This is a genomic window from Type-F symbiont of Plautia stali, from assembly GCF_059731105.1.
On sequence record NZ_AP035911.1, the window covers coordinates 127567 to 151235 of the forward strand.

A 23669-nucleotide genomic window follows, 5' to 3' on the forward strand; every position below is an offset into this window, starting at 1 on the left:
AACATAGTCTTAAGAAAAACTTTATTCATTTAGAAGAAAAATGTAAAATATGAATGTAGATAATGAATCTATACTCATAACGCATTGTATAAGGAGAATACCTGTGTTAGTAAAATTTTCAGGAAAAAATTATAAAGCTTTCGAATCATTTGATATTGATCTTAAACCTTTAACAGTGTTATTAGGCGCTAACAGTTGCGGAAAAAGCGCTATCTTAAATTCTTTTTTAATGATCGCACAATCTGTGGATACAGCATCACGAACTGAAACACCATTTCGTTTAAATGGCTCAAGAGTAGGAATGGGAGAGTCATTAAATATTGTTAAAGATAAAAATCCACATAATATACTTTCTTTTTCTTTCGAGGTAGATGACCAAACCTCAATAAAAGCTTTAGTTGATTCAGCAAAAAAAGAATGCATCGAAGTACATTTAGCTTACTCAAGATTTATTTTCCAAGCATTTAGACGTGAAAAACTGTTAAACGATAAAGCCCATGGGATATTAAATGATCTTGAGGAGTTTTATTATGGAAGCGAAACATTCAGCAACAAACAACTAAAAAAAATAGCTTCGAAAATTTGTTCTTTAATTAGGTTTTATCGCGCCAATAAAGATGTAATTAATAGCAAGACTAAGCTTCAAAACTCAAAGGCTATTCACGATTTCGTTGAAAATGTTTCTTACCAAAGAATAACTGACTGTTTGGTTGGGCTGTTGACAATACCATTATCAAAAATGGCGGCACAGAAGATAGATTTTAATTTCTCATATAGTCGTAAGAATGACTGTCTGAAAATTTCTACTTTAAATATGTATAATAAAGTTGGTGAGAAGATATTTAGCCTAAAGGTTGAGAGGATGAATGAGGTTACGATTACCTCAGATATCATTGAAAATGACCTTCTAAAAAGGTCCAAGAAAGATTTAACACATTTTACAGATCTTACGTCATTAATATCATTTAATAATGATACAATTATAAGATCATCTCCAATAATGTATTTCTCGGAGACGATTAACCCGGTTGCTATTTATCTTTCAAAAGCACTCAGTGCATCAATGAGAGAGTTAAAGAAAGCTTTTAATGGCGTTAATATCAATCATGTTAGTCCATTGAGAGCCTTTCCCCAAAGGTATTATCTGTTAGATAAAGCAATTTATCATAATCAATTAAATGCACTTGATGGTACAGAACTGGCAGAGGTATTAAAGAATAATGAACACATTAAAAATGCGATCAACGAATTATTAGCTGAGTTCAATTTGGCTGTGGAAGTTGAGCGCGTTAACGATGTTATACATAAAATTATAGTTAATCAAAATGCTGTTAATTTGGAACTCACAGATGTTGGTTTCGGTATATCGCAAGTTCTTCCTATTTTAGTACAAGCTCATTTATCTCCAGCCCATTCAATAACTATAATTGAACAGCCTGAAATACACTTACACCCGAAAATGCAGGCTTGGCTGGCCGATGCGTTGATAAAAATTGCGTTAAATTCTTCAAAGAAGTTTATTATTGAAACTCATAGTGATGCTCTGGTAAGAAGGATTAGATTAAGAATCGTAGATAGCGAAAGCGCTTTAACTGAAAACGATTTATCAATGTATTATCTTGAGAGAGATAAATTAAATAATAGAACGACGATGCGAAAAATACCTGTATCCCCAGATGGAGATATTTCGTGGCCGTCTGAATTCATGGACGTTGAGATTAAAGATACTTTAGAAATTCAACAAAAACAACTTGAGCGCATGCTTCAAAATCACGGGGCTCAATAATATGTCGAATGCTCATTGTATATGCCCAGGTTTTTTTGCAAATCATATTTCTGATCCAATTGTATTTAATAACGTTTTTCTAGGTGCTTTGCTTCAATCTGATGACCAAGTAATTACAGATGAAAACGGACGGCTCAAGCTCGAATATGGCAAAGCCGTAGAACATGATCAAAATGCTTTTGGATTATACAAGATTTGGTTCAACCAACTTGAAGCAAGGAATGACGGGAAATGGCTTAAAACACCTATCCCTTTTTTATCCTCTATTGAGGAAACTGTTTATGAATCTATAAGAAAAGCAGCAACCACTTTTGACAAAAATATCATTACTTCTGATAATCAAAAGTATAGCCCTTTTGTAGAGGAAATGAGGAAACAAAGAATTTCTCTTTTCAATCTTCAAAACTTAACTGTGACTAATGTTCATAGGGTTTCTCGTAGAAAAGTTTCTTTTGATGAATTGTCATATGATATAGGTTGGGTTCTTCACCGGTTAGCAAGAACTAATAGCAAAGGAACTACTGAGGATGATTATAATGATCATTTAAGAAACTTGCTTCTTTCTAGCAAGTATGAAGTTAAAGATCAGACTCGAGAAGGCCACTCTTCAAGTGGACTAAGTGCTGGTGAACTTGATTTAATTATTGAGGAAAATGGCTTCTTATTCTCTATCATAGAGGCCATGATATTAACTTCACTGGATAAAAATTACATAGATAAGCATTACAAAAAGGTAATAAATAATTACAACCCCCTTAGGGCGAACAAAAACTTCCTAATAACATATTATACGGGTAATAAGTTTGAGCTGTGGTGGGAAAGATATGTTACGTACATTACATCATTTGATGTCAGTAAGTTTGAACTGGATGGAAATGTTTCATTGTTCAGAACTGACATGGAATCAACATTTTATCCAAACCTAAAAAAATTAACTCAACACTTCTATGTGGATGGCGCACATCACTTTTGTGTTCATTACGCTATAAAGTTTTAGTTCAATTAGCCCGGGATTTTTCTCGGGTTTTTGATTTAAAAATATTTTTAGCATTAAAAATTTTAAATTAATTTGGCTGTAAATTTAAAATAGAGGGAAAAGAATCAATAAAAATATAAGTATTGGCATCAAAATAGCCAATCACTTTAGCTAACTAAGTTTAATTTAAGATTTATTATCAAATTGAAATTCCTAAGTAAGCGCAATACGTATCAGCTACATGCAATACCCGTACGATAGTTAGGCCATTCTAGTCCCTAACTAGAAAGATAGCCACAATATGTGCAATTCTGACCTTATATAATTATCATCATGTAAAGCTTAATGTAAATTAAATAACCAACCAAAATAAACGCCTTTATCTTGAAAATTGCTTTATCATCAGTAGTAAATCCTGATAAAGCGTATACCCTCAACCAAAAATATGCATCTACGGGCAATCCCAGCCCTGCTACCGCATCCTCTCGCTCGCCAGATGATAAATATCACTGCGCTCACGCTTGCCCACTGCGACGATGGCAATAATCAGTTGGTCATCTATGACCTGGTAAACCAGGCGAAAACGGGACGCTTTATAGCAGTCTTTCATTCCACGCAGTCTGGCAGAGGGAATATGAGAATTCTCACAGCACTTCTTCCGCTATTTGGCAAACTGCTGCTGGAGAGATTTGTCCAGTTTCTGCCACTCTTTAAATGCTTCTTCGCGGAACCTGACGGTATAACTCACTAAAACGCATCCAGATCGACATCCAGCAAAGCCTGACTACTGCGTTCCTGGACCAGCTTAACCAGTTCCTGATCGTCAAGGGCATCCAGCATCTGCTCATAAAGCTCAGCCGGGACGCAGTAGAAGACAGGCTGGTTGCGATTGAGAATAGCCACCGGATAGCCGTCACCGGCGCTGACGGTCGCCATCGGGTTTTTCTTCAGTTCACTGACGCTGGCGTTGGTATCACTTAAAATAATATGAGGCATAGGCCCTCCGGGACTGCTTAACAGGTCTTTAAAGTATCAGGCTGAAGGATAGCTGACCAGTCGTCATGCATTGACAGAGACCGGTGACATTCATCACTTTACTTTGAAGAACGGAGAACCTGTTTCCGATAACGACACGCGGTCATGAAGGGATTGCAAAACACGCGAACGCGTTTTCGGGGGGGCATAAATGCACTAAACATCCCCAGCCACAGACAGGCAGTTTGCGTTCTCCCTCTTCCCACCGCCTGAATGTGTCTTGTTTCTTCTGAACGACCTGTCAGGGTTTCAGAATGACTTTCGTCCAGCCATTATCACGATCATCAAAATGCTTATAGCCTTCGGCTGCGTCTGCCAGCGCGAGTCGGTGCGAAATGATCTGCGCCGGATTGGCTCTGCCCTGATGGATAAGCCTGGCGAGCTGGCGGTTATACGCTTTGACATTACACTGGCCGGTCTTGATCGACTGGCCCTTGAACCAGAAATTACCAAAATCGAAAGGCACTTTACCCTCTTTGGCCAGATCGGTCGCGCCGCCGGGGTCCTGCGGAACAAAAACGCCTACCGCACCGATGCCGCCTGTGGCCTTGGTTGAGGCGACCAGGCTGTTCAGCGTGGCAGAGTTATCCTCGTGGCCATGTTTATTGCAGCACTGATAGCCCACGCACTCGCAACCGCAATCCGTGCCGCGCCCATCGGTTAATTCGAGGATTTTATTGACGGCCTCATCACCCACGCCGTTGATGGCCACTGCGCCCATCTGCTCGGCCAGCGCCAGTCTGTCCGGATGGGTATCCACCACAAACACCTGCGAGGCGCCCTTGATCAGGGCCGAGTGTGCAGCCATCAGGCCGACCGGTCCGGCACCGTAAATGGCAACACTCTCTCCGGGGCGTAATCCTGCCAGTTCAGTGGCATGCCAGCCGGTGGGGAAGATGTCGGACAGTAGAACGTAGTCTTCCTCTTTTTCTACCGCATCAGGCGGCAGCACCAGGCAGTTAAAGTCAGCATAGGGAACGCGCAGTAACTCCGCCTGTCCGCCATCCCATTCGCCCATTTCAGCAAAGCCATAGGCGGCACCGGCCGTACCCGGGTTTGCCGTGAGACAGTAGCCGGTTAACCCTTTCTCGCAATTTTCACAGAATCCGCAGCCAACGTTAAAGGGCAGGCAGACATAATCGCCGACTTTGACCCGCTCAACCGCGCCGCCGATTTCAATGACCTGGCCCAGGTTTTCATGGCCAAAGATGCGACCCTGTTCGAAGCTGGTGCGCCCTTCGTACATATGCAGGTCGGAACCGCAGATATTGGTGGTGGTAATACGGACAATGACATCGGTAGGACGAACGATTCTGGGATCCGGCACCTCTTTGACTGAAACGTCAAAAGGTCCGTTATAGACAACTGCTTTCATGGTGTTCTCCTCACGTGCATGATCAGTTATGAAGGCTGCGGCTGCGTGAATGTTTACGGTCGCCACCCTCTTCGTGATGCTGATTTTTCAATCAAATGACGTGATTGAATGTGTAAGTGTAGAACAGCGCATGACGCAGTCTGAGGATATTAATATTATGTAACCCTATGAAATGTAAGCACCGCTTCGCTAAAGCCCTCCTGTTTCTCACCTTATCAACGGCTTTGCATCCTGCTGCCGTTCGCCTTACGGCAGGTTGATTTTTGCTCTGAAGCCGGTGGCGGATAATATCCTGACCGTCATAAACAGGCTCCGGACGGATGGAGAGGCCGTGCCGGTGTCCCCTCTGGCGTCAGGCGGAAGCCCCCCGAACCTCCGCCCGGCTCTCACCTACTTTTTATCCTGCGACCAGGTGGCGCTGCGGATATCGACCTTCACCGGCAGCAGACCAATCCGGGTAAAGGTATCCGCCAGCGCCTGCTGCTGGGTGAAGACCTCTGGCGTCATCCGCTCTGCGCCAAACGGCATTCTCGCCAGCGCGCGCTGCCAGACAGGCTGGGGCAGCCCGGTTGATGTGGACATGATTCTGGCTGCCTCTTCCTGATGCTGATTGGCCCAGCTGCTGAGCGTGCCGAGTTCATCCACGACCCTGCTGGCGATCTGCGGGTACCCTTCCGCAAACTTACGGCTGGCGAGGTAGAAGGTGTAATGGGGCACCAGCCCTTCTGCATTTTTGATCAGCCGCGCGTGAGCATTGGTTTCCACTTCTGCATAGTAAGGATCCCAGATGACCCAGGCGTCCACTGCGCCGCGCTGGAAAGCGGCACGCGCATCGGCAGGAGGCAGATAAACCGGCGTAATGTCTTTGTAGCTCAGCCCCGCCTGCTCCAGCGCGGTGACCAGCAGATAGTTCACGTCAGAGCCTTTGTTCAGCGCGACGCGCTTCCCCTTCAGATCCGCAACGCTTTTGATCGGCGAGTTGGCCGGAACCACAATCGCCTCGGTTTTCGGGTTGGCGGGCGAGTGTGCCAGATAGACCAGATCGGCCTGGGCGGCCTGCGCAAAGGTGGGCGGCGCGTCGCCGGTCGCCGCGAGGTCGATGCTGCCGATGTTGAGCCCTTCAAGCATCTGCGGCCCGGCCGGAAACTCAATCCAGTGAACCGCGATCCCCTGCTTTTTAAATTCCTGATCCAGCGTGCCGCGATATTTCAGCAGCGCGAAGATATTGGCCTTCTGGAAACCGATATTGATCGTTTCGGGCTTCTCTGCTGCCTGAGTGCTGAACGCTAAGCCCGCCTGAGCGGCAATAATGAGTGCGCTGAGTAATACTTTTTTCATTTCTCATTCCTGAGTCTGTTGTAGTCAGCGCAACATATCAAACGCGGGTTGCCGCGCTTAGCGAGGAAAAGTTCGATGCTTAGCTGAAAAAACGCTATGGATGCCAGACGGACTCGCGAACCCGGATAGCGCGATTAAACAGCCCCAGCGCATAGAAGCGGTCTGCGATGGTCTGCTGTTCGCGGATGATGGCTAAATTCATGCGCTGGGTCTGATGACTGCGCCGGGCCAGGGCATGCATCAGAGAGGAAGTAGAGATGCCGAGTTCGGTAGAGAGCAGTCCGGCCGCTTCCGCGCGGTGCGCATCAATGTAACGTCCCGTCTGCTCCAGCGCGCCAAGCAGAACCTGCAGCAGATCGCCCGAATGGGCGGCAAATCCGCGTTCGGCGAGATAGAACTGATGGTTGTTGACCCGCCCGGTGCCGTCAGCAATCACCCTGAACTGCCCGCTGTTCTCGGCATCGCTGAGCAGGGGATCCCACATCATCCAGGCATCCACCGCATTGAGATCGCTGGGCGTTAAGGGATATCGGGGCGGCGCGTAGACGATACGCACATCATCCAGGGCTAACCCCGCCTCATCCAGAATCTGCAGCAGCAGATAGTGAACGTTGGAGCCGCGGTTGACGGCGATACGCTTCCCTCTGAGATCGCCTATCTGCTGAATCGGGCTGCTGTCCGGCACCAGCAGCGCGACACTCTGCGGCGCCGCTGGCTCCCAGGCGACATAAATCATCGGGCTGTTGCTGGCCTGGGCAAACAGCGGCGGCACTTCGCCGGTGGTGCCGAAATCGATCTCCTTATTGCTCAGCGCATGCAGAAGCTGCGGACCCGCCGGAAACTCGCTCCACAATACGCTGACGCCACGATCCGCCAGCTGCTGTTCCAGCGACTGACGCGCTTTCAGAATGCCGAGGTTGCCGAACTTCTGATAACCGATGCGCAGTTCCCGCTCACGCTCCGGAGCCTGGCAGGAAGGGGTCTGGCGCTGACGCAGGGCGGTGCGGCGCGGTTTAATCACGCCGAGGTGTCCCAGCTGGGTTCGCAGCGTATGACGGCTGATGCCGAGCAGAGCGGCAGCCTGAAGCTGATTGCCCTGGGTCAGTTCCAGCGCATTTTTTACCAGCGCGGCAATCACGCGGGGATAGAGTGGCGTTTCGCTCTGCTGCATCTGCTGACGCAGGAACTGATCCAGCGCCTCTTCGCCAGGCGGCAGATCGTTTTCCGCCAGCGGACTCAGCCGCAGCTGCTGCGGCGTCACCACGGAGCTTTTGCTGAGCAGCACGGCGTTGTGCAGCGTGTTCTCCAGTTCGCGGATGTTGCCCGGCCAGCTGTAGGCCATCAGCGTCGCCAGCGCATCCTCGCTGAGTCGGAGCTGAGGACGGCCCAGGCGACGCGCATAGAGCTGCAGAAAGTGCGTGGCCAGCACCGGGATATCCTCGCTGCGCTGGCGCAGCGGAGGCAGCGTCACGCTGGCCACATTCAGCCGGTAGTAAAGATCTTCCCGGAATCGCCGTTCACGAATCGCTGCGGCCAGATCACGGTTCGTCGCCGCAATCACCCGCACATTGACCTTTACCGCCCGTGACGATCCGACGCGGGTGATCTCACGCTCCTGCAGCACGCGCAGCAGCTTTATCTGTAGCGACAGACTCAGTTCGCCGACTTCATCCAGCAGCAGCGTGCCGCCTTCTGCCGCTTCAAACCAGCCGCGATGCCGCTCCTGTGCGCCGGTAAACGCCCCTTTCTCATGCCCGAACAGTTCTGACTCCGCCAGACTTTCGGTCAGCGCGCCGCAGTTAACCGCCAGGAACGGCTGCCGGCTGCGCGCGCTGTGATGATGCAGATAGCGCGCCATCACCTCTTTACCGGTGCCGGTTTCGCCAATAATCAGTACGGTCGCATCGGTGGGGGCGAGCTGATCCAGCACGCTTTTAAACGCGCGCGATGCGGGGTCAATCAACTCAGGGCTGGAAATCTGCATCTCGTTTTACCGGGTTACCAGAAGAGTGATGACCATACCGCGCGTCCGCCGCATAAACGAGAGGCCGGAGATGCCGGATTGTTGCCGACGCGACAGCCTGCCACCCTGGCTGTTGCAAATGCAGCAGCACCAGTCGAAATGGTAAATGCCTATCTCACTGAATTAACGGGATAAAAATAGCTGCCTACTCTGGCACGCTATCTGCTAATGGCTATATAACCAAAGGAATTATCCCTATGTATTAAATTCAAATATCGTTATAAAGGAATCTGCTAATGAGCCACGCGACACAGGAAAACCTGAATCTCTTCTGGTTTCTGCCCACCCATGGTGACGGGCGCTATCTGGGGACAACCGAAGGAGGCCGGGCGGTCGATTTACCCTATTTACAGCAGGTGGCGCTGGCGGCAGACAATCTGGGCTACTACGGTGTGTTAATCCCGACCGGCAAGAGCTGCGAAGATTCATGGCTGGTCGCCTCGGCGCTGGCCCCGATCACCAAAAAACTGCGCTATCTGGTGGCCGTACGCCCCGGCCTGCAACCGCCGAGCCTGGCGGCACGCATGGCAGCGACGCTGGATCGCCTCTCGGGCGGGCGTCTGCTGATTAACGTGGTCACCGGCGGCGACCCGGTGGAGAACAAGGGTGATGGTATCTTCCTCAGTCACGCCGAGCGCTATCAGGTGACCAGGGAGTTTCTCGACGTCTACTCCCGCCTGCTGAAAGGCGAGAAGGTCGACTTCGCAGGAGAGCACATTCGCGTAGAAGGCGCGGAGATCCTCTTTCCTCCGGTGCAGGAGAACGGCCCGCCGCTCTATTTTGGCGGTTCCTCAGAGGCGGCTATCGACGTTGCCGCCAGCCAGATCGATACCTATCTGACCTGGGGAGAACCGGTCGAACAGGTGGCAGAGAAGCTGGCGGTGGTGCGTCAGCGGGCGCAGGAACAGGGCCGCACGCTCTCCTATGGCATCCGGTTACATGTCATTGTACGGGAAACGGAAGAGGAGGCCTGGGCCGCCGCCGATCGGCTGATCTCGCATCTGGATGACGAGACGATCGCCGCAGCGCAGAAGATTTTCGCCCGGATGGATTCAGCCGGTCAGGCGCGGATGAGTGCGCTGCATCAGGGGTCGCGCGAAAGTCTGCGCATCGGGCCTAATCTCTGGGCGGGCGTGGGACTGGTGCGCGGCGGCGCAGGCACCGCGCTGGTGGGCAATCCGCAGCAGGTTGCCGATCGTATTCGTGAATATCAGGCGCTGGGGATTGAGAACTTTATCTTCTCCGGCTATCCGCACCTTGAAGAGGCGCACCGCTTTGCCGATCTGGTGATGCCGCTGCTACCGCTGGCGGCAAATGCTGAAAAGAAACAGCGCAGCGTGAATACCGGGCCCTTTGGCGAAACCATTGGCGGCGACCGTCGCCCGGAAAAGCACTCCAGCGCCAGTTAACAGAAGAAAAGGCTCGTTTATGTCACAACAGCAGATTGTCATCATTGGCGGTGGATTCACCGGCACCGCACTGGCGATCCATCTCGCCCGGCTGGGCGAGGCGGGGTTGAGCGTGACGGTGATCGAACCGCGGGCGCAGCTGGCGCAGGGCGTGGCGTATGGCACGCCCGATCCGGCGCATCGTATCAATGTGCCTGCTGCCAGAATGCAGCTGGCCGGGGATGAAGCCGGCGCGTTTGACCGTGACTACCGCGCCTCGCCGCACTTCCGCGACGATCCGGACGCGCTGTGGCATGACGGCAATGTTTACCCGCAGCGCGGTGAGTTTGGCCGCTGGGTCAACGCGCAGTTTATTTATCAGCAGCAGCACTCGCCTATGATGCTGCGCCATTTACGGGACAGCGCGGTTTCCCTGCAGGATGGCATCGTCACTACGGCTTCCGGTCAGCGCATCCGGGCCGATCAGGTGGTGCTGGCGATCAGTCATCCGCCGCCTGAACTGCCTGCGCTGCTTAAACCGCTGCAGGCGCACCCCGCCGTCATCGCTAATCCCTGGCAGGGTGATGCGCTGGCCCGGATTGCGCCAGACGAGCGGGTGGTGATCATCGGCTCAGGGCTGACCATGTCTGATGTCGTCGCCTCGCTGCACCGCCAGCGGCATCGCGGCGGGATAACCGTTTTCTCGCGTCGCGGGCTGGTGCCGCGCGCCAACCTGAGCGGCAGCGAAGAAGAGTACAGGCTGGATTACCGCCTGCCGCAGCCCGCCAGCGCGCGAGGCTGGTTACATCGGGTGCGTCAGGAGGTTAAACAGGCCGCGGCGCTGAATCTCCCCTGGCAGCTCGTGCTGGATGATATTCGCCGCAACGGGCAGCGTATCTGGCAGAGCCTGCCGCTGCATGAACAGCAACGCTTTCTGCAGCATCTTCGTCCCTGGTGGGACGTTCACCGCTACCGCATCGCCCCGCAGGTCAGCCAGGTGCTGACTCAGCTGCAGGCCAGCGGGCAGCTTTCGCTGCAGGCGGCGCGTCTGATCGCCGCCGAACCGGCGGGAGACGCGCTCCGGCTGACGCTGCGGCTGCGGGGCGCGCATCAGGAGAGCCGGGTAGTGGATCGGGTGATTGTGACGACCGGCCCGGCGCATAACGCGCTGCTCAACAGCAATGCCCTGCTGCGCCAGCTACACCGCGACGGCGTGATTCAGCCCGATGCACTGTGGCTGGGCATCAGCGTCAATGCACTGTCGCAGACGCTGGATGCCCGGGGCGAACCCAACCCGCATCTCTATGTCGCCGGGCCTGCCGCACGCGGACGTTTTGGCGAGCTGATGGGACTGCCACAGGTGGCAGAGCATGCGGAAGCGGTGGCGCACAGGCTGCTGAGCATCACGCCCTCCTCCCTCAGTGAGCGATGTCCCGGCTCCCTGACGCACTGATTCAGCCCTGAAAAAAACCTCAATCTATACGCGGGCGGCAAGCGATTGCCGCATCCGCTCAGGAGTCGCTATGTCATCGCAACGTGAAATTCGCCTTAATGCTTTCGATATGAACTGTGTCGGTCATCAATCACCCGGCCTGTGGGCGCATCCCCGCGACCGCTCCTGGCAGTATAAAGATCTGGAATACTGGACCGACCTGGCGCGCCTGCTGGAGCGCGGTAAGTTTGACGGGCTGTTTATTGCGGACGTACTGGGCGTCTATGATGTGCTCAACGGCAATAATCAGGCGGCCATTCGCCAGGCCACCCAGGTGCCGGTTAACGATCCGCTGGCGTTAATTACGCCGATGGCGCTGGTGACGGAGCATCTGGGGTTTGGCCTCACCGCCTCGCTCTCGTTTGAACACCCCTACCCGTTTGCACGGCGCATTTCCACGCTCGATCACCTGACCAAAGGCCGCATAGGCTGGAACATTGTGACCTCCTATCTGGAGAGCGGCGCGCGCAATATCGGCCAGCAGACGCAGACCGATCATGACGCGCGCTATGACTATGCCGATGAATATCTTCAGGTGATCTACAAACTGCTTGAGGGAAGCTGGGAAGATGACGCGGTCGTGCGCGATCGCGAACGCCATATTTTCAGCGACCCCGATAAAATTCATCCGATTAACCACCAGGGCACCTTCTTTCAGGTGCCGGGCATTCATCTCTGCGAACCGTCACCGCAGCGCACGCCGGTACTCTACCAGGCGGGAGCGTCCAGCCGCGGTAAGGCGTTTGCGGCAGAACATGCCGAGTGCGTGTTCGTGGCTGCGCCCTCGAAAGTGCTGCTGAAAAAAACCGTGGCGGATATTCGCCAGCGAGCCGCCGCGGCGGGACGCGATCCACGCGACATACTGATCTTCAATCTGCAGACGGTGATTGTGGGTGAAACTGACCTGGCAGCGCAGGCCAGATGGCAGGAGTACAAACGCTATGTCAGTTACGAAGGCGCGCTGGCGCTGATCTCCGGCTGGACCGGTATCGATTTTGGCCAGTATCAGCCGGATCAGGTGCTGAAGCATCTGCATACCAATGCGATTCAGTCGGCGGTAGAGACCTTCTCCACCGCCGACCCGAACCGCCAGTGGACGGTCCAGGGTCTTGCAGACTGGGTCGGGATTGGGGGATTCGGGCCACTGCTGGTGGGCAGTGCCGAAACCGTGGCGGATGAGCTGCAGAGCTGGGTGGAGGAAACCGATGTGGATGGTTTTAACCTCGCCTACGCCGTAACGCATGAAACCTTTACCGACGTGGTGGAGCTGCTGGTGCCGGAGCTGCAAAAACGGGGTGTCTATAAACAGGATTATCAGCCGGGAACGCTGCGTGAAAAGCTGTTCGGACAGGGGCCACGGCTGGCATTGCCGCATCCGGGGGCTGGCTATCGCCGGCGTTCCGATTCAGCGCAGCGGACGCTCAACCTGGCGGTTTAGCATCAGGCTGTTCGCACAGCCGCCTGACAACGAATTTGCCTGAACGCTGCCGGATGAAATAACCCCTTCATCCGGCCTTTTGCATGCCAGTAAAAACGAATTAACTTATTGAAATTATTATAATCGTTATCCATATTTGTTGGTTGTTTACTGCGTCGGGAATACCTATAAAAGCCTCGTTACCTGCTGAACATAATAACGAGGATACGATGAGTACACTGAATATTGACGACACCCTGACCATCCCGCCGCCCCACTCCACGCCGGTGCGTTCGGTGAGCGACGTGGCCCGGCTTATCAACAGTAAAAGTGAGAAAAACAGCTACGCCCGCTGGATCGTGTTTCTGGCGCTGGGCGGTGTGTTTCTTGATGCCTACGACCTGACGACGCTCTCTTACGGCATTGATGATGTCGTCAGGGAGTTCAGCCTGACGCCGGTGCTCACCGGGCTGGTGACCTCCTCCATCATGATCGGCACTATCGTGGGCAATCTGATCGGCGGCTGGCTGACCGATAAATATGGCCGCTACTCCGTATTTATGGCGGATATGCTCTTCTTTGTCGTCTCGGCCATCGCCGCGGGTCTGGCACCCAACGTCTGGGTGCTGATTGGAGCGCGCTTTCTGATGGGGATCGGCGTGGGGATCGATCTGCCGGTGGCTATGGCTTATCTGGCGGAGTTTTCTAAATTCTCCGGCAAAGGCAATAAAGCGTCGCGCCTCGCGGCCTGGTGCCCGATGTGGTATGCCGCCTCATCCGCCTGTTTCTTCATTATTTTTGCGCTCTATTTTCTGCTGCCTGCTGAACACATCGACTGGTTGTGGCGCGCCTCGCTGCTGTTTGGTGCCGTACCGGCCCTGCTGATTATCGCGGTGCGCAGCAGATTCATGAACGAGTCTCCTCTCTGGGCAGCTAATCAGGGCGATCTGCGTGGTGCGGTGCGTATCCTGCGGGACTCTTACGGCATCGAGGCGCATGAAGTGCAGCCCGAAAGAGGCGTTACCGTGAAGGCAGCGCCGAAAGTAAGTTTCCGGGTGCTGTTTCAGAAGCCTTATCTCGAGCGCACGCTGGTCAGTGGGGTGATGAACGTCTGTATCGCCTTTGAATACACCGCTATCGCCTTCTTCCTGCCGTCGATCCTTGCGCAGTTTCTGGGAGCGGGCGTCTTCGAAACCATCTCTGCCTCGCTGGGACTGAATGCGCTGTTTGCCTTTACCGGCGGCCTGCTGGGCATGCGGCTGGCGTGGAAATTTCCCTCCCGTCATGTGGCGATTGCCGGCTTTGCGCTGCAGTTTATCGCGCTGATCTCGCTGGCACTGATTGGTCATCCGCAGGCGACGACGGGTGTGGTGGTGGCGGTGCTGATGCTCGGTCTCTGGCTGTTTGCTGAAGGTTTCGGGCCGGGTGCGCAGTTGATGATCTATCCGGCACTCTCCTACCCGACGCATATCCGGGCCACCGGTGTCGGCTTCAGCCGCTCGCTTTCCGGCATTGGCAGTGCGCTGGCGCTGTTTATTCTGCCCATTCTGCAGGCGCGCTACGGCACCAATATGTTCTGGATTGTCTCTCTCGCCGCCCTTATTCCGATTATTTTCCTGTTGATCGTCCGGTTTGAACCGACCCGACAGGACATTGATGAACAACCCGCCACAGGAGACGATCATGTCTGAACTCAACCCGACTGAATTTGCCGCGCTGCGTGACCATTTCAGACCGCTTTTTGCCCGTATTGCCAGCGAGGCGGCGGCACGGGAAACCGGCCGCACGCTGCTGCATGAGCCGATCCGCTGGCTGAAAGAGGCCCGGTTCGGCACACTGCGAATCCCGAAAGAGGACGGCGGCTTTGGTGTTTCGCTGCCCCAGCTCTTTTCGTTACTGACTGACCTGGCCGAGGCAGATTCGAACCTGCCACAGGCGCTGCGCGCGCACTTTGCCTTTATCGAGGATCGCCTGAACCAGCCTGACAGCGACGCACGCCGTCGCTGGTTCCGGCGTTTCGTCGACGGTGAGCTGGTGGGCAGCGGCTGGAGCGAGGTCGGCGCGGTGAAGCTGGGTGAGGTGATCACCCAGGTTTCCCCCGCGCCGGCGGGATGGGTGATCAGCGGTGAAAAGTTTTACAGCACCGGAACCCTCTATGCCGACTGGATCGATGTCTATGCAAAGCGGACGGACAACGGCCGTGATGTGATTGCGCTGGTGAACACGCACCAGAACGGGGTGGAGCGCGATGACGACTGGGATGGTTTCGGGCAGCGGCTGACCGGCAGTGGCACCACCCGCTTTCATCAGGCCGGGGTTGAGCAGCCCCACGTTTATGATTTCAGCGAGCGCTTCCGCTATCAGACCGCTTTTTACCAGCATGTCCTGCTCGCAACGCTGGCGGGAATTGGCCGGGCGGTGGTGCGCGATGCGGCACAGGGGGTGGCGCAGCGTAAGCGGATTTACAGCCACGGCAACGCCCCTCAGGTGAGGCAGGATGTGCAGGTGCTGCAGGTGGTCGGACAGATCAGCAGCTGGGCCTGGGCCGCCGAAGCCGCCGTTGAGCGCGCGACCCACTCACTGCAGCGGGCGTTTGAATTACAGCTCAGTGGCGCGGATGCTACAGCGCTTCACGCGGCTAACGTGCTGGCAGAAGTGGAATCGGCTAAAGCGCAGACCGTAGCCACGGAGCTTGTGACGCGGGCCGCCACGGAGCTGTTTAATGCGCTTGGCGCGTCGGACACCCGCGTCAGCAAGGCGCTGGACCGCCACTGGCGCAACGCCCGCACGGTCTCATCACACAATCCGGTGATCTACAAAATCCGCAATGTGGGTGACTGGGAAGTGAACGGCAGCGATCCGACGTTCATCTGGCAGATAGGCAATGGCGAAGGCGCGTGAGATCGCTAAGGCCGGGGGTTCCCGGCCTTAACCGCTCAGCGATGATTCAGACGACGTGACAGCCGGTCACCGCATGACTGAAGCAGCGTGACCAGTGCGACCAGCACCACGATGACCGTTACCATGACCTGCATGTCAAAGCGCTGGTAACCATAACGATAGGCCAGATCCCCTAATCCCCCGGCACCGATGGCACCCGCCATGGCTGAGGCGTTGATCATGGTGACCAGCGTAATGGTGAAACCGCTGACGATGCCAGGGCGCGCCTCCGGCAGCAGCACATGCCAGATAATGTGCCAGCGATGAAAACCCATCGCCTGCGCCGCTTCGGTCAGCCCTTTATCCACTTCCCGCAGGCTGACCTCCGCAATGCGGGCAAAGAACGGGGTTGCCGCCAGGGTCAGCGGCACGACGGCCGCCCAGACGCCGTAGGTCGTCCCGACGATCCAGCGGGTAAAGGGGATTAACGCCACCATCAGAATCAGAAAGGGTATGGAGCGGAAGAGATTCACTATCCAGCCCAGCACCCGATTGAGTGCCGGACTGGGAAAGAGATCGCCCCGTCCGCTGACCACCAGAATCACCGCCATCGGCAACCCCAGCGCAAGAGCCAGCGCAGAGGAGACGCCAACCATCAGCAGGGTGTCCAGTAACGCGGTCCACAAACGATCAATAGCCTGTGACATAACCCACTACCTCCAGTCGATCGGCAATGTGCGCCAGTTGAGCGGTGACGGATTGCGCCTCATGCTGTGCATCCAGCAGCACCAGCAGCTGCCCCACCGGTTTCTGTTCCACCCACTCAATCGCGCTGTGGATCAGCGTGATTTCCCCCGGCACCCGCGCGCCCAGCGCGCCGATATCAGGCCGGGCACCCTGCCCGGTGTAGCGCAAACGCAGTAACAGCCGCGCATCCTGATGCAGCCGGTGATCACTCAGGCGGGCGGCAACGGATTCGGGCAACGTCTGATGACCGGGATTGAGCAGCTGACGCGTGGTTTCCTGCTGCGGATCGCTGTAGACCTGCCAGACCGGGCCGCGTTCGATGATTTCCCCCTGATCGATGACCGCCACGTTGTGGCAAAGGTCATGCACCACATCCATCTCGTGGGTGATCAGCACAATGGTGATATGACGCTGCTGATTAATCTTTTTCAGCAGCGCCAGAATCGCACGCGTGGTCTCGGGATCGAGTGCTGAGGTGGCCTCATCGCACAGCAGCAGTTCCGGGTCGTGCACCAGCGCACGGGCAATACCGACGCGCTGCTTCTGCCCCCCAGAGAGCTGTGCAGGCCAGGCGTGTTGCCGCGCTTCCAGCCCGACCAGTGCCAGCAGTTCATCCACCTTTCGCGCCCGCGCGGCTGGCGGCACGCCGGCAACCCTGAGCGGCAGCTCAATGTTCTGTCTGACGGTTTTGGCGGAGAGCAGATTGAAGTGCTGAAAGATCATGCCCGTGCTGCGCCGCCATTCGACCAGCTGCCGCGCGCCCAGCGCGCTGATGTCGGTGCCGTCGATGACGATGCGTCCACCGGTGGGATCTTCCAGGCGATTCAGGCAGCGGATAAGCGTGGATTTACCTGCGCCGCTGCGGCCGATGATGCCAAAAATCTCACCGCGCTGGATCTCCAGATTGATGTGATGCAGCGCATCGGCCGTCTGACCGGGATAGCGTTTACTGACCGCTTCCAGCCTGACGTGAGCAGCAGCGTGGGTGCGGATTTCAGCGGCGGCATGGGGCAACGCCGTCGCGTCAGGAATGACCAAACTGATCATCGTTACTGACTCCAGCCCGGCTGATAGAGTCTGCCGTAGAAGCTGTCGAGGCTGGCGCGTACCACCGGCGAATGCTGATAGATATCGACAAATTTTGCCAGGCGCGGATCGTCCTGGTGCCCCTCCCGAATCACAAACTGAATCACATATTCCGGATGTTCCAGCCCGTCGAACAGCAGCGCGTGATTCGGATCGATGGTTTTCGCCAGACGCAGATAGTGCGGATATCCCTGCGCCAGGTCGACCTCTTCCAGCGACCGTGAGAGCTGTACCGCTTCGACCTCAATGATTTTCAGCTTCTTAGGATTGCTGACGATATCATCGACCGTGGATTTTAGTCCGGCGCCCGGCTTGAGGGTAATCAGCCCCGCCTTCTGCAGCAGGAGTAAGCCACGCGCGCCGTTGATTGGATCGTTGGCGATGGCGACGGTGCCCCCTTCCGGCACCTGGTCAATGGCGCTGTGCTTTTTAGAGTAAAGCCCGATATTGTTGATGATAGCAGGCGCATAAGCGACAAGATGGAACCCTCCTGACTGATTAGCGTTCTCCAGAAAAGGCTTATGCTGGAAAAGGTTAACGTCGATATCGCCATTCTCCACGCTGACGTTGGGCGCAGTCCAGTCGGTAAATTCAACCAGTTCAACCGCCAGCCCCTGCTTTTTCGCTTCCGCCACCGCCGTCTCCAGCGGCGGAGCAAAGGCCGCGGTCGTGCCCACTTTGAGCGGACCGGAATAGTCCGCAGCGGCGACGGCAGAGAGTGTCAGCAGCAAGCCGCCCAGCGTGGCGCGTAATCTGTTTGTACGTGTCATGATGATTCCTTGAGGTTAAGCGGATCAACGACGGCTGGTGGCATGACGCCACTGCGCCGCCGGGTGGCGATCGGGCAGGCGATCCTGCTGAAAGAGTTTGTTGCGCAGTGATCCGGGCTGATAAGCCGTTTTGTAGCGACCGCGCTGTTGTAATTCCGGCACGACTAACTCGATAAAATCACGGTAACTTTGCGGGTTAAGAATGCGGGTCAGGTTGAAGCCGTCGATATCTCCCTCATCCATCCACTGCAGCAGCGCCTCCGCAACCTGCGCGGGATTGCCGATAATCAGGGGATAACGACTGCCCATGGCGTGCTGCTCCAGCAGGCGACGGCGGGTCCAGCCGCTGTACGCCTGACTGACCGACTCTATTGCGCGAGTTTCACCGCTGATGATGGGCTCATCGGGACCGAAAGCTGCCAGATCGAGGCCAATCGAGCTGGAAAAATGGGCGATACCCGCCTCCGGGCTGGCATATTCGAGATAGCAGCGGTGCTTCTCCTGCGCTTCCCGCTCGGTCGGAGCCACAATCACACCGACTCCCATGAAAACACGCAGGTCCTCTGCACGGCGGCCCGCTGCGGTCGCCGCTTCACGCAGCCGCTGCGTCTGCTGACGCATTGCCGCGGGTGTCGCGGCATTGACGAAGGTGCACTCGGCATGACGCGCCGCAAACTGAATGCCACGGGCAGAGGTGCCGGCCTGAAACAGCAGCGGCGTGCGCTGGGGTGACGGACTGCTGAGGTGATACCCCTCAACCTGATAAAATTCCCCCTGATGTCTGATGGGATGAATTTTGCTGGCATCGGCATAAAGACGACGCTGGCGGTCGACGACGAGGGCATCATCCTGCCAGCTGCCTTCCCAGAGCTGATAGCTGACGTCGAGAAACTCATCCGCCTGAGCGTAACGCTGGTCATGCGCCAGCAGCTGTTTGTTACCCATCGCCCGTGCGGCACTGTCCAGGTAGCCGGTGACGATGTTCCAGCCAATCCGCCCCTGCGTAAGATGGTCGAGCGTTGAGAGACGACGGGCAAAGGGAAATGGTGCTTCATAGCTGAGGTTGGCGGTCACCGCAAAACCGAGATGCTGTGTGACGCCCGCCATGGCTGAAACCAGCATCAGCGGATCGTTGACCGGCAGCTGAATCGACTCGCTCGCCGTCAGCCCGATACCCTGCTGATAAACGTCATAGACGCCCAGGATGTCCGCAATAAACAGTCCGTCGAACAGCCCGCGCTCCAGCAGGCGTGCCAGATCGGTCCAGTAACTCAGGCTATTGAATTCGGTGGAGTGATCCTGAGGATGTGTCCACATGCCGTGATGAATGTGCCCGACACAATTCATGTTGAAGGCGTTGAGCAGAACCTGTTTCTGACTCATAGCGTGCCCCGGCGCGGCGGCTGTACGCCATTGAGCAGGAAGTTGCCTATCGCGGGATATTTCCAGCGTACCGGATCGTGCAGGGTGTGAGTCCGCGCATTGCGCCAGTGGCGGTCGAGATGATATTCACGCAGGCTGGCTCGTGTGCCGCCGAGTTCAAATAGCAGGTTAGCGGCCTCCAGTGCGACCTCCGTGGTCCAGGCGCGCGCCTTCGCCACCGCAATCGAAGCCTGCGCCACCGTATCCGCGTCAGGCTGTTGTTGTGCAACGTCGATGGCTGCACCCGCCTCCGCGATGAGCGCCTCGCCAGCCCGCAACCGTGCCGCCAGACGCCCGGTGCGATCGAGCGTTAAGGGGTCCTCACAGGCGCGGGTCACGCCGCTGTCTGGCCACGGCCGGGCACGCTGACGCAGAAAGTCGAGCATGTCATAAAACGCCGCCTGAGCGATGCCCTGATCGATCGCGGCATGCAGGATCTGTGCAAAAGGGCCCAGCGAGGTCGGCCGCTCAAATGCGGTCTGAAACGGCACCACATCGTCTGCCTCTACCCTGACGTTCTCAAACAGGACGCTGCCGCTGCCTGTGGTGCGCTGGCCGAAACCACTCCAGTCATCAATAACCGTCACGCCTGCCTGATGTCGGGGCACAAATACCAGCTGCTCTTTCTCGTCTTCGTCGCGCGCCGCCGTGGGAATGCGATCGGCAAACAGCGCACCGGTGGCGTAAAATTTCGTGCCGTTAAGGACATTATCGCGGATCTGTGTGGTGCGCTGATGTGCCGCGCGGGAGGCAAATTCCGCTAGTGCATTTCCCAGATGGACGCCAGCCAGTACCTCGCCATAAAAGCGTTGCTTTTGTGATTCACTGCCGTTAAGGCGCAGGACTTCCAGTGCATAGAAGTGATTCTGCGGAACCTGCCCTATCGCCGCATCGGCCTCACTGAGCAGGGTGATAACGGAGGCGAGCGTGGCGGTTGAAACCGCAATGCCGCCATACGCCTTTGGTACGGTGATCGCCCCCAGGCCTGACTGAAACAGTCTCTGCAAGGGGGCATAGGGCAGCTCACGTTCGCGATCCCGCTCGGCGGCACCCGCACGGAACGCCTGCGCCAGTTGCGCGGCCACGTCCAGCACCTGTTGCTCACTGCGGAGGCGGTCGGCGGGCTGTTTCGGCTGAACCTGACTCATTCTTTCTCCTTAAATCCACGCATGGCGCGCAGGGTAGATCGCATTGAGGTAGTAATTACCAATGGCGTGGGTTTTCCAGCGCACCGGGTCATGCAGCGTGTGGGTGCGGGCATTGCGCCAGTGGCGGTCGAGTCCATGCTGCAGCAGCGTCGCGCGGCTTCCACCCCATTCCAGCAGCTTTTCGCTGGCACGCAGCGCGATATCGGTGGTCAGCACCTTGGCTTCCGCCACGGCAATTGAGGCGGCGGCGCTGTTTTCCGCCGTCAGAGGCTGCGAGGCCAGCGAATCAAGGACCCGGGCCGCCCGTCGCAGCAGGGCATTCGCGGCACTCAGTTCGGTACTGATGCGCCCGATGTCAGCCAGGATATAGGGGTCATCAGCGTTGCGAGTGACGCCTGCATCCACCCAGGGACGTGAGTGATGGCGCACAAACTCCAGCGCATCGTCCAGCGCGCCCTGCGCGATACCGGCATCAATCGCTGCCTGAATCAGCTGTGACACCGCACCACGCAGGGTCGGTTTGTCTGGCGATGGCAGGGGAATGATTGCGTCAGGCCCGACGATGACCCGATCAAGCCTTACCGTTCCGCTGGCGGTGGTACGCTGACCCATCCCTGACCAGTCATCCACGATCTCCACCCCTTCGGCAGGCAGCGGGATAAAAGCCATGGCCGGCTGGTCGTCCTCCTGCAGTGCGGTCGTGACCAGGATGTCCGCGAACAATGCGCCGGTTGAGTAGAACTTTTCCCCGCTCAGACGCGATGTCTGACCCTCACGCACCAGTCGGGCCTGGATGTCGCGGGTATGGCGGCTGTTCTTTTCAGGGCCACCGTTGCCCAGTCGCTTGCCACTGACCACCGCCTGCAGCCATTTTTCCTGCTGTGACGGTTCGCCTTCGCCAAGAATGAACTGGATCAGGCCAAAGTGGTTCTGCGGGATCTGGCCCAGGGAGGGATCGCTGGCCGAGATGATGCGAAATACCTCCGCCACGGTCCCGAAATCCAGCCCGCCCCCGCCAAATCGGCGCGGCACGCTGATGCTGCCCAGGCCAAGCCGGGTAAACTGGCTGATCAGTTCACGGGGATAGAGCCGCTGCTGATCCCGGGCAACAGCACCCGGTTTCGCCTGTTCAGCCAGCGCATGCGCAGCCTGAATGGCCTGTTTTTGACAGGTTATGACGGCCGCCTGAAAGGTTTCGGGTGGAGCGGAAATAAGATTCATGGCGCTTCCGGTAAAAGAGCGAGACATCAAATCAGGCAGGCTGATATTGAGTGCATCACATTAATAAACGTTGAAAGCGATAATAGGCAGCTGGTCAGAACGAAGTAAATAGCGCGGTTATTACAATATACGCAAAGCTAATTCATATTACAGCTTTGCATTTTAAATGCATATATGGCTGGTACTGCAGAAGTGAAACTGTCGGTTTATATAAAATTAAAACCAGCTTCAGAGGCTGGTTTTAATTTCAGGGTGACGATGCGCAGGGATTATTTGCTTGCCGACTCCGGCATGGCCGAGGAGTGATGGGTCGAAATTTTCCAGCCTTTTCCATCCCAGACGTAGGTAAAGGTATAGCGCGCGGTTACCTGCGTGTTATCTTTAAATGTAAAGGTATAAACGCCGGCATCAATCGCTTTATTACAGCCGGTTCTGATGGTGCGGGAGTTGATTTTACCGCGCGGCCCTTTTTTCAGAAAGTCTTTGAAATAATCAATCCGTTCCTGATCGGTGAGTCTGACCTGATTGGAGATAGTGGGCAGTAATACCGCATCACTGACATAGAGTTGCGAAACTTTAGTCGCATCGCCGGTTGCCAGCGTGTCATTCCACTTGTCGAACAGACTGGCGACATCCTGTTCAGAGGCTTTGATGCAGGTTTCCGGCTGCTGTGCCAGCGTAATGGCGGGCGCACAAAGCAGACCTGTCAGGGATAATGATAATAATGTTTTATTCATGAAATAGTCTCCATTAACTCATCCTGGCTTAGGGTGGCGCCCTCTCTGATCTCTGAGAAAACACCGGTAAATACGGGTTAAAATAAGGAATCGTGAATCTGAAATGTAAAGGGTTTAATTAGTTTCTGATGCCGTAAAGAATAAAAAAGCCGGATTTGGTTATTCTTTTGTTAATGCTGGCTATACGTGCTCTGCTATTATGACGTAACGATACCTTACGCCCTGCTCTGCATGAAACTTAAATCTCTGATATGCGATTATTTAGATTTATATGCTGATTTCATGTTCTCCTCATTGGATTGTTAAAGGCGTTAAGGCGCATTTTTCAGGAGTAAAGCAGGGGGCGCAGATAACGTGCCCGCAGCGTTTCGGGTGATATTTAAAGCGGAGGTAAATATAGCGTCGCAGTTTTTTAATCAGCGCCAGATGGCTAATTACTTCACGACCGGACATTGACGGATCTCAGTTAAACATAAACCATCAGCTTCGCTGCCTTCCCGCTTAAATTCGGATAAACCTCTGGCGCGATTTCTGAATTTCATTCCTGATCCTCTTTCCTGTCACTTTCCATCCGGTGTCGGTATCTTCGCGAACGTTAGCGGATGCCTTGCGGCCGTCGTTGCCTCCTGATGAAAAATTGGATCTTCCTACTGGCTTCGTATAATTATTCTTATACGAAGTCATGACAGTATGGATGCGCCGGGTTATGATGACAGACAGTCAAAACCATTTTATAAAATGGCAGCGCTACGTAAATTCTGGCGGGTTGACCCCCTGCTTTTTTCTCAGAATTCACGTAGCGCGATCAACGCCGTTTTCGGTCAATCA

General features: G+C 55.1%; 18 protein-coding genes and 1 pseudogene. 7 read left to right on the forward strand and 12 right to left on the reverse strand.

Annotated features, from left to right (window positions below; genetic code table 11):
- The first annotated feature begins 103 nt into the window (after positions 1 to 103).
- Positions 104 to 1786, forward strand: a complete 1683-nt coding sequence (locus AC6I7A_RS22015; protein WP_498005027.1) for an AAA family ATPase — start codon at positions 104 to 106, stop codon at positions 1784 to 1786.
- 1 nt (position 1787) lies between these two features.
- Positions 1788 to 2783: a hypothetical protein gene (locus AC6I7A_RS22020; RefSeq protein WP_058958149.1), complete on the forward strand. Its 996-nt coding sequence runs from the start codon at positions 1788 to 1790 to the stop codon at positions 2781 to 2783.
- A gap of 451 nt (positions 2784 to 3234) precedes the next feature.
- On the opposite strand, the pseudogene AC6I7A_RS22025 reads toward AC6I7A_RS22020, so the two are convergent.
- From AC6I7A_RS22025 to AC6I7A_RS22045, 5 genes and pseudogenes are all read right to left on the reverse strand, one after another.
- A pseudogene (locus tag AC6I7A_RS22025) lies at positions 3235 to 3510 on the reverse strand (type II toxin-antitoxin system RelE family toxin).
- Positions 3510 to 3758 carry a type II toxin-antitoxin system Phd/YefM family antitoxin gene (locus tag AC6I7A_RS22030; protein WP_058958148.1) on the reverse strand — a complete coding sequence of 83 codons (249 nt, stop codon included), beginning with the start codon at positions 3756 to 3758 and terminating at the stop codon, positions 3510 to 3512. Before AC6I7A_RS22030 ends, AC6I7A_RS22025 begins: the two are co-directional and overlap by 1 nt.
- Positions 3759 to 4038: 280 nt before the next feature.
- Positions 4039 to 5172 (reverse strand): glutathione-independent formaldehyde dehydrogenase, encoded by a 1134-nt coding sequence (locus tag AC6I7A_RS22035; RefSeq protein ID WP_009093156.1) that lies wholly within the window; start codon positions 5170 to 5172, stop codon positions 4039 to 4041.
- A 390-nt stretch (positions 5173 to 5562) separates the two neighbouring features.
- A complete protein-coding gene (locus tag AC6I7A_RS22040; RefSeq protein ID WP_058958147.1) occupies positions 5563 to 6510 on the reverse strand; it encodes a sulfonate ABC transporter substrate-binding protein in 948 nt (315 codons plus the stop codon).
- Positions 6511 to 6604: 94 nt separating this feature from the next.
- Complete coding sequence (locus AC6I7A_RS22045; RefSeq protein WP_058958146.1) at positions 6605 to 8494, reverse strand: sigma-54-dependent Fis family transcriptional regulator; 1890 nt, start codon at positions 8492 to 8494, stop codon at positions 6605 to 6607.
- Positions 8495 to 8769: 275 nt separating this feature from the next.
- Here AC6I7A_RS22045 and ssuD point away from each other — a divergent pair, with 275 nt between their 5' ends.
- The 5 genes from ssuD (at position 8770) to AC6I7A_RS22070 (ending at position 15731) form a co-directional block, all read left to right on the forward strand.
- Positions 8770 to 9942: an FMNH2-dependent alkanesulfonate monooxygenase gene (gene ssuD / locus AC6I7A_RS22050; protein WP_058958145.1), complete on the forward strand. Its 1173-nt coding sequence runs from the start codon at positions 8770 to 8772 to the stop codon at positions 9940 to 9942.
- 19 nt (positions 9943 to 9961) lie between these two features.
- The gene (locus tag AC6I7A_RS22055; RefSeq protein WP_058958144.1) at positions 9962 to 11374 is read left to right on the forward strand and encodes an FAD/NAD(P)-binding protein; all 1413 of its coding nucleotides are present in this window, start codon (positions 9962 to 9964) and stop codon (positions 11372 to 11374) included.
- A 70-nt stretch (positions 11375 to 11444) separates the two neighbouring features.
- Positions 11445 to 12851, forward strand: a complete 1407-nt coding sequence (locus AC6I7A_RS22060; RefSeq protein ID WP_058958143.1) for an LLM class flavin-dependent oxidoreductase — start codon at positions 11445 to 11447, stop codon at positions 12849 to 12851.
- Between the two features lie 209 nt (positions 12852 to 13060).
- Positions 13061 to 14521 carry an MFS transporter gene (locus tag AC6I7A_RS22065; protein WP_009093150.1) on the forward strand — a complete coding sequence of 487 codons (1461 nt, stop codon included), beginning with the start codon at positions 13061 to 13063 and terminating at the stop codon, positions 14519 to 14521.
- Positions 14514 to 15731 (forward strand): acyl-CoA dehydrogenase family protein, encoded by a 1218-nt coding sequence (locus AC6I7A_RS22070; protein WP_046103096.1) that lies wholly within the window; start codon positions 14514 to 14516, stop codon positions 15729 to 15731. Before AC6I7A_RS22065 ends, AC6I7A_RS22070 begins: the two co-directional genes overlap by 8 nt.
- A 35-nt stretch (positions 15732 to 15766) precedes the next feature.
- Here the strand turns inward: AC6I7A_RS22070 and AC6I7A_RS22075 are convergent, their stop codons facing one another.
- The 7 genes from AC6I7A_RS22075 to AC6I7A_RS22105 form a co-directional block, all read right to left on the reverse strand.
- On the reverse strand, positions 15767 to 16417 hold the full coding sequence (locus tag AC6I7A_RS22075; RefSeq protein ID WP_058958142.1) for a methionine ABC transporter permease MetI: 651 nt from the start codon (positions 16415 to 16417) through the stop codon (positions 15767 to 15769).
- Positions 16401 to 17504 (reverse strand): methionine ABC transporter ATP-binding protein, encoded by a 1104-nt coding sequence (locus AC6I7A_RS22080; protein ID WP_058958141.1) that lies wholly within the window; start codon positions 17502 to 17504, stop codon positions 16401 to 16403. The genes AC6I7A_RS22075 and AC6I7A_RS22080 overlap by 17 nt, the downstream gene beginning before the upstream one ends.
- Positions 17505 to 17506: 2 nt before the next feature.
- Complete coding sequence (locus tag AC6I7A_RS22085; RefSeq protein ID WP_058958140.1) at positions 17507 to 18313, reverse strand: MetQ/NlpA family ABC transporter substrate-binding protein; 807 nt, start codon at positions 18311 to 18313, stop codon at positions 17507 to 17509.
- A 24-nt stretch (positions 18314 to 18337) separates the two neighbouring features.
- Positions 18338 to 19696, reverse strand: coding sequence for an LLM class flavin-dependent oxidoreductase (locus AC6I7A_RS22090; protein WP_058958139.1), 1359 nt, complete (start codon positions 19694 to 19696; stop codon positions 18338 to 18340).
- Complete coding sequence (locus tag AC6I7A_RS22095) at positions 19693 to 20883, reverse strand: SfnB family sulfur acquisition oxidoreductase (RefSeq protein WP_058958138.1); 1191 nt, start codon at positions 20881 to 20883, stop codon at positions 19693 to 19695. The genes AC6I7A_RS22090 and AC6I7A_RS22095 overlap by 4 nt, the downstream gene beginning before the upstream one ends.
- 9 nt (positions 20884 to 20892) lie before the next feature.
- On the reverse strand, positions 20893 to 22104 hold the full coding sequence (locus AC6I7A_RS22100) for an SfnB family sulfur acquisition oxidoreductase (protein WP_058958137.1): 1212 nt from the start codon (positions 22102 to 22104) through the stop codon (positions 20893 to 20895).
- A gap of 269 nt (positions 22105 to 22373) precedes the next feature.
- Positions 22374 to 22841: an SgcJ/EcaC family oxidoreductase gene (locus tag AC6I7A_RS22105; RefSeq protein ID WP_058958136.1), complete on the reverse strand. Its 468-nt coding sequence runs from the start codon at positions 22839 to 22841 to the stop codon at positions 22374 to 22376.
- Positions 22842 to 23669 lie beyond the last annotated feature (828 nt).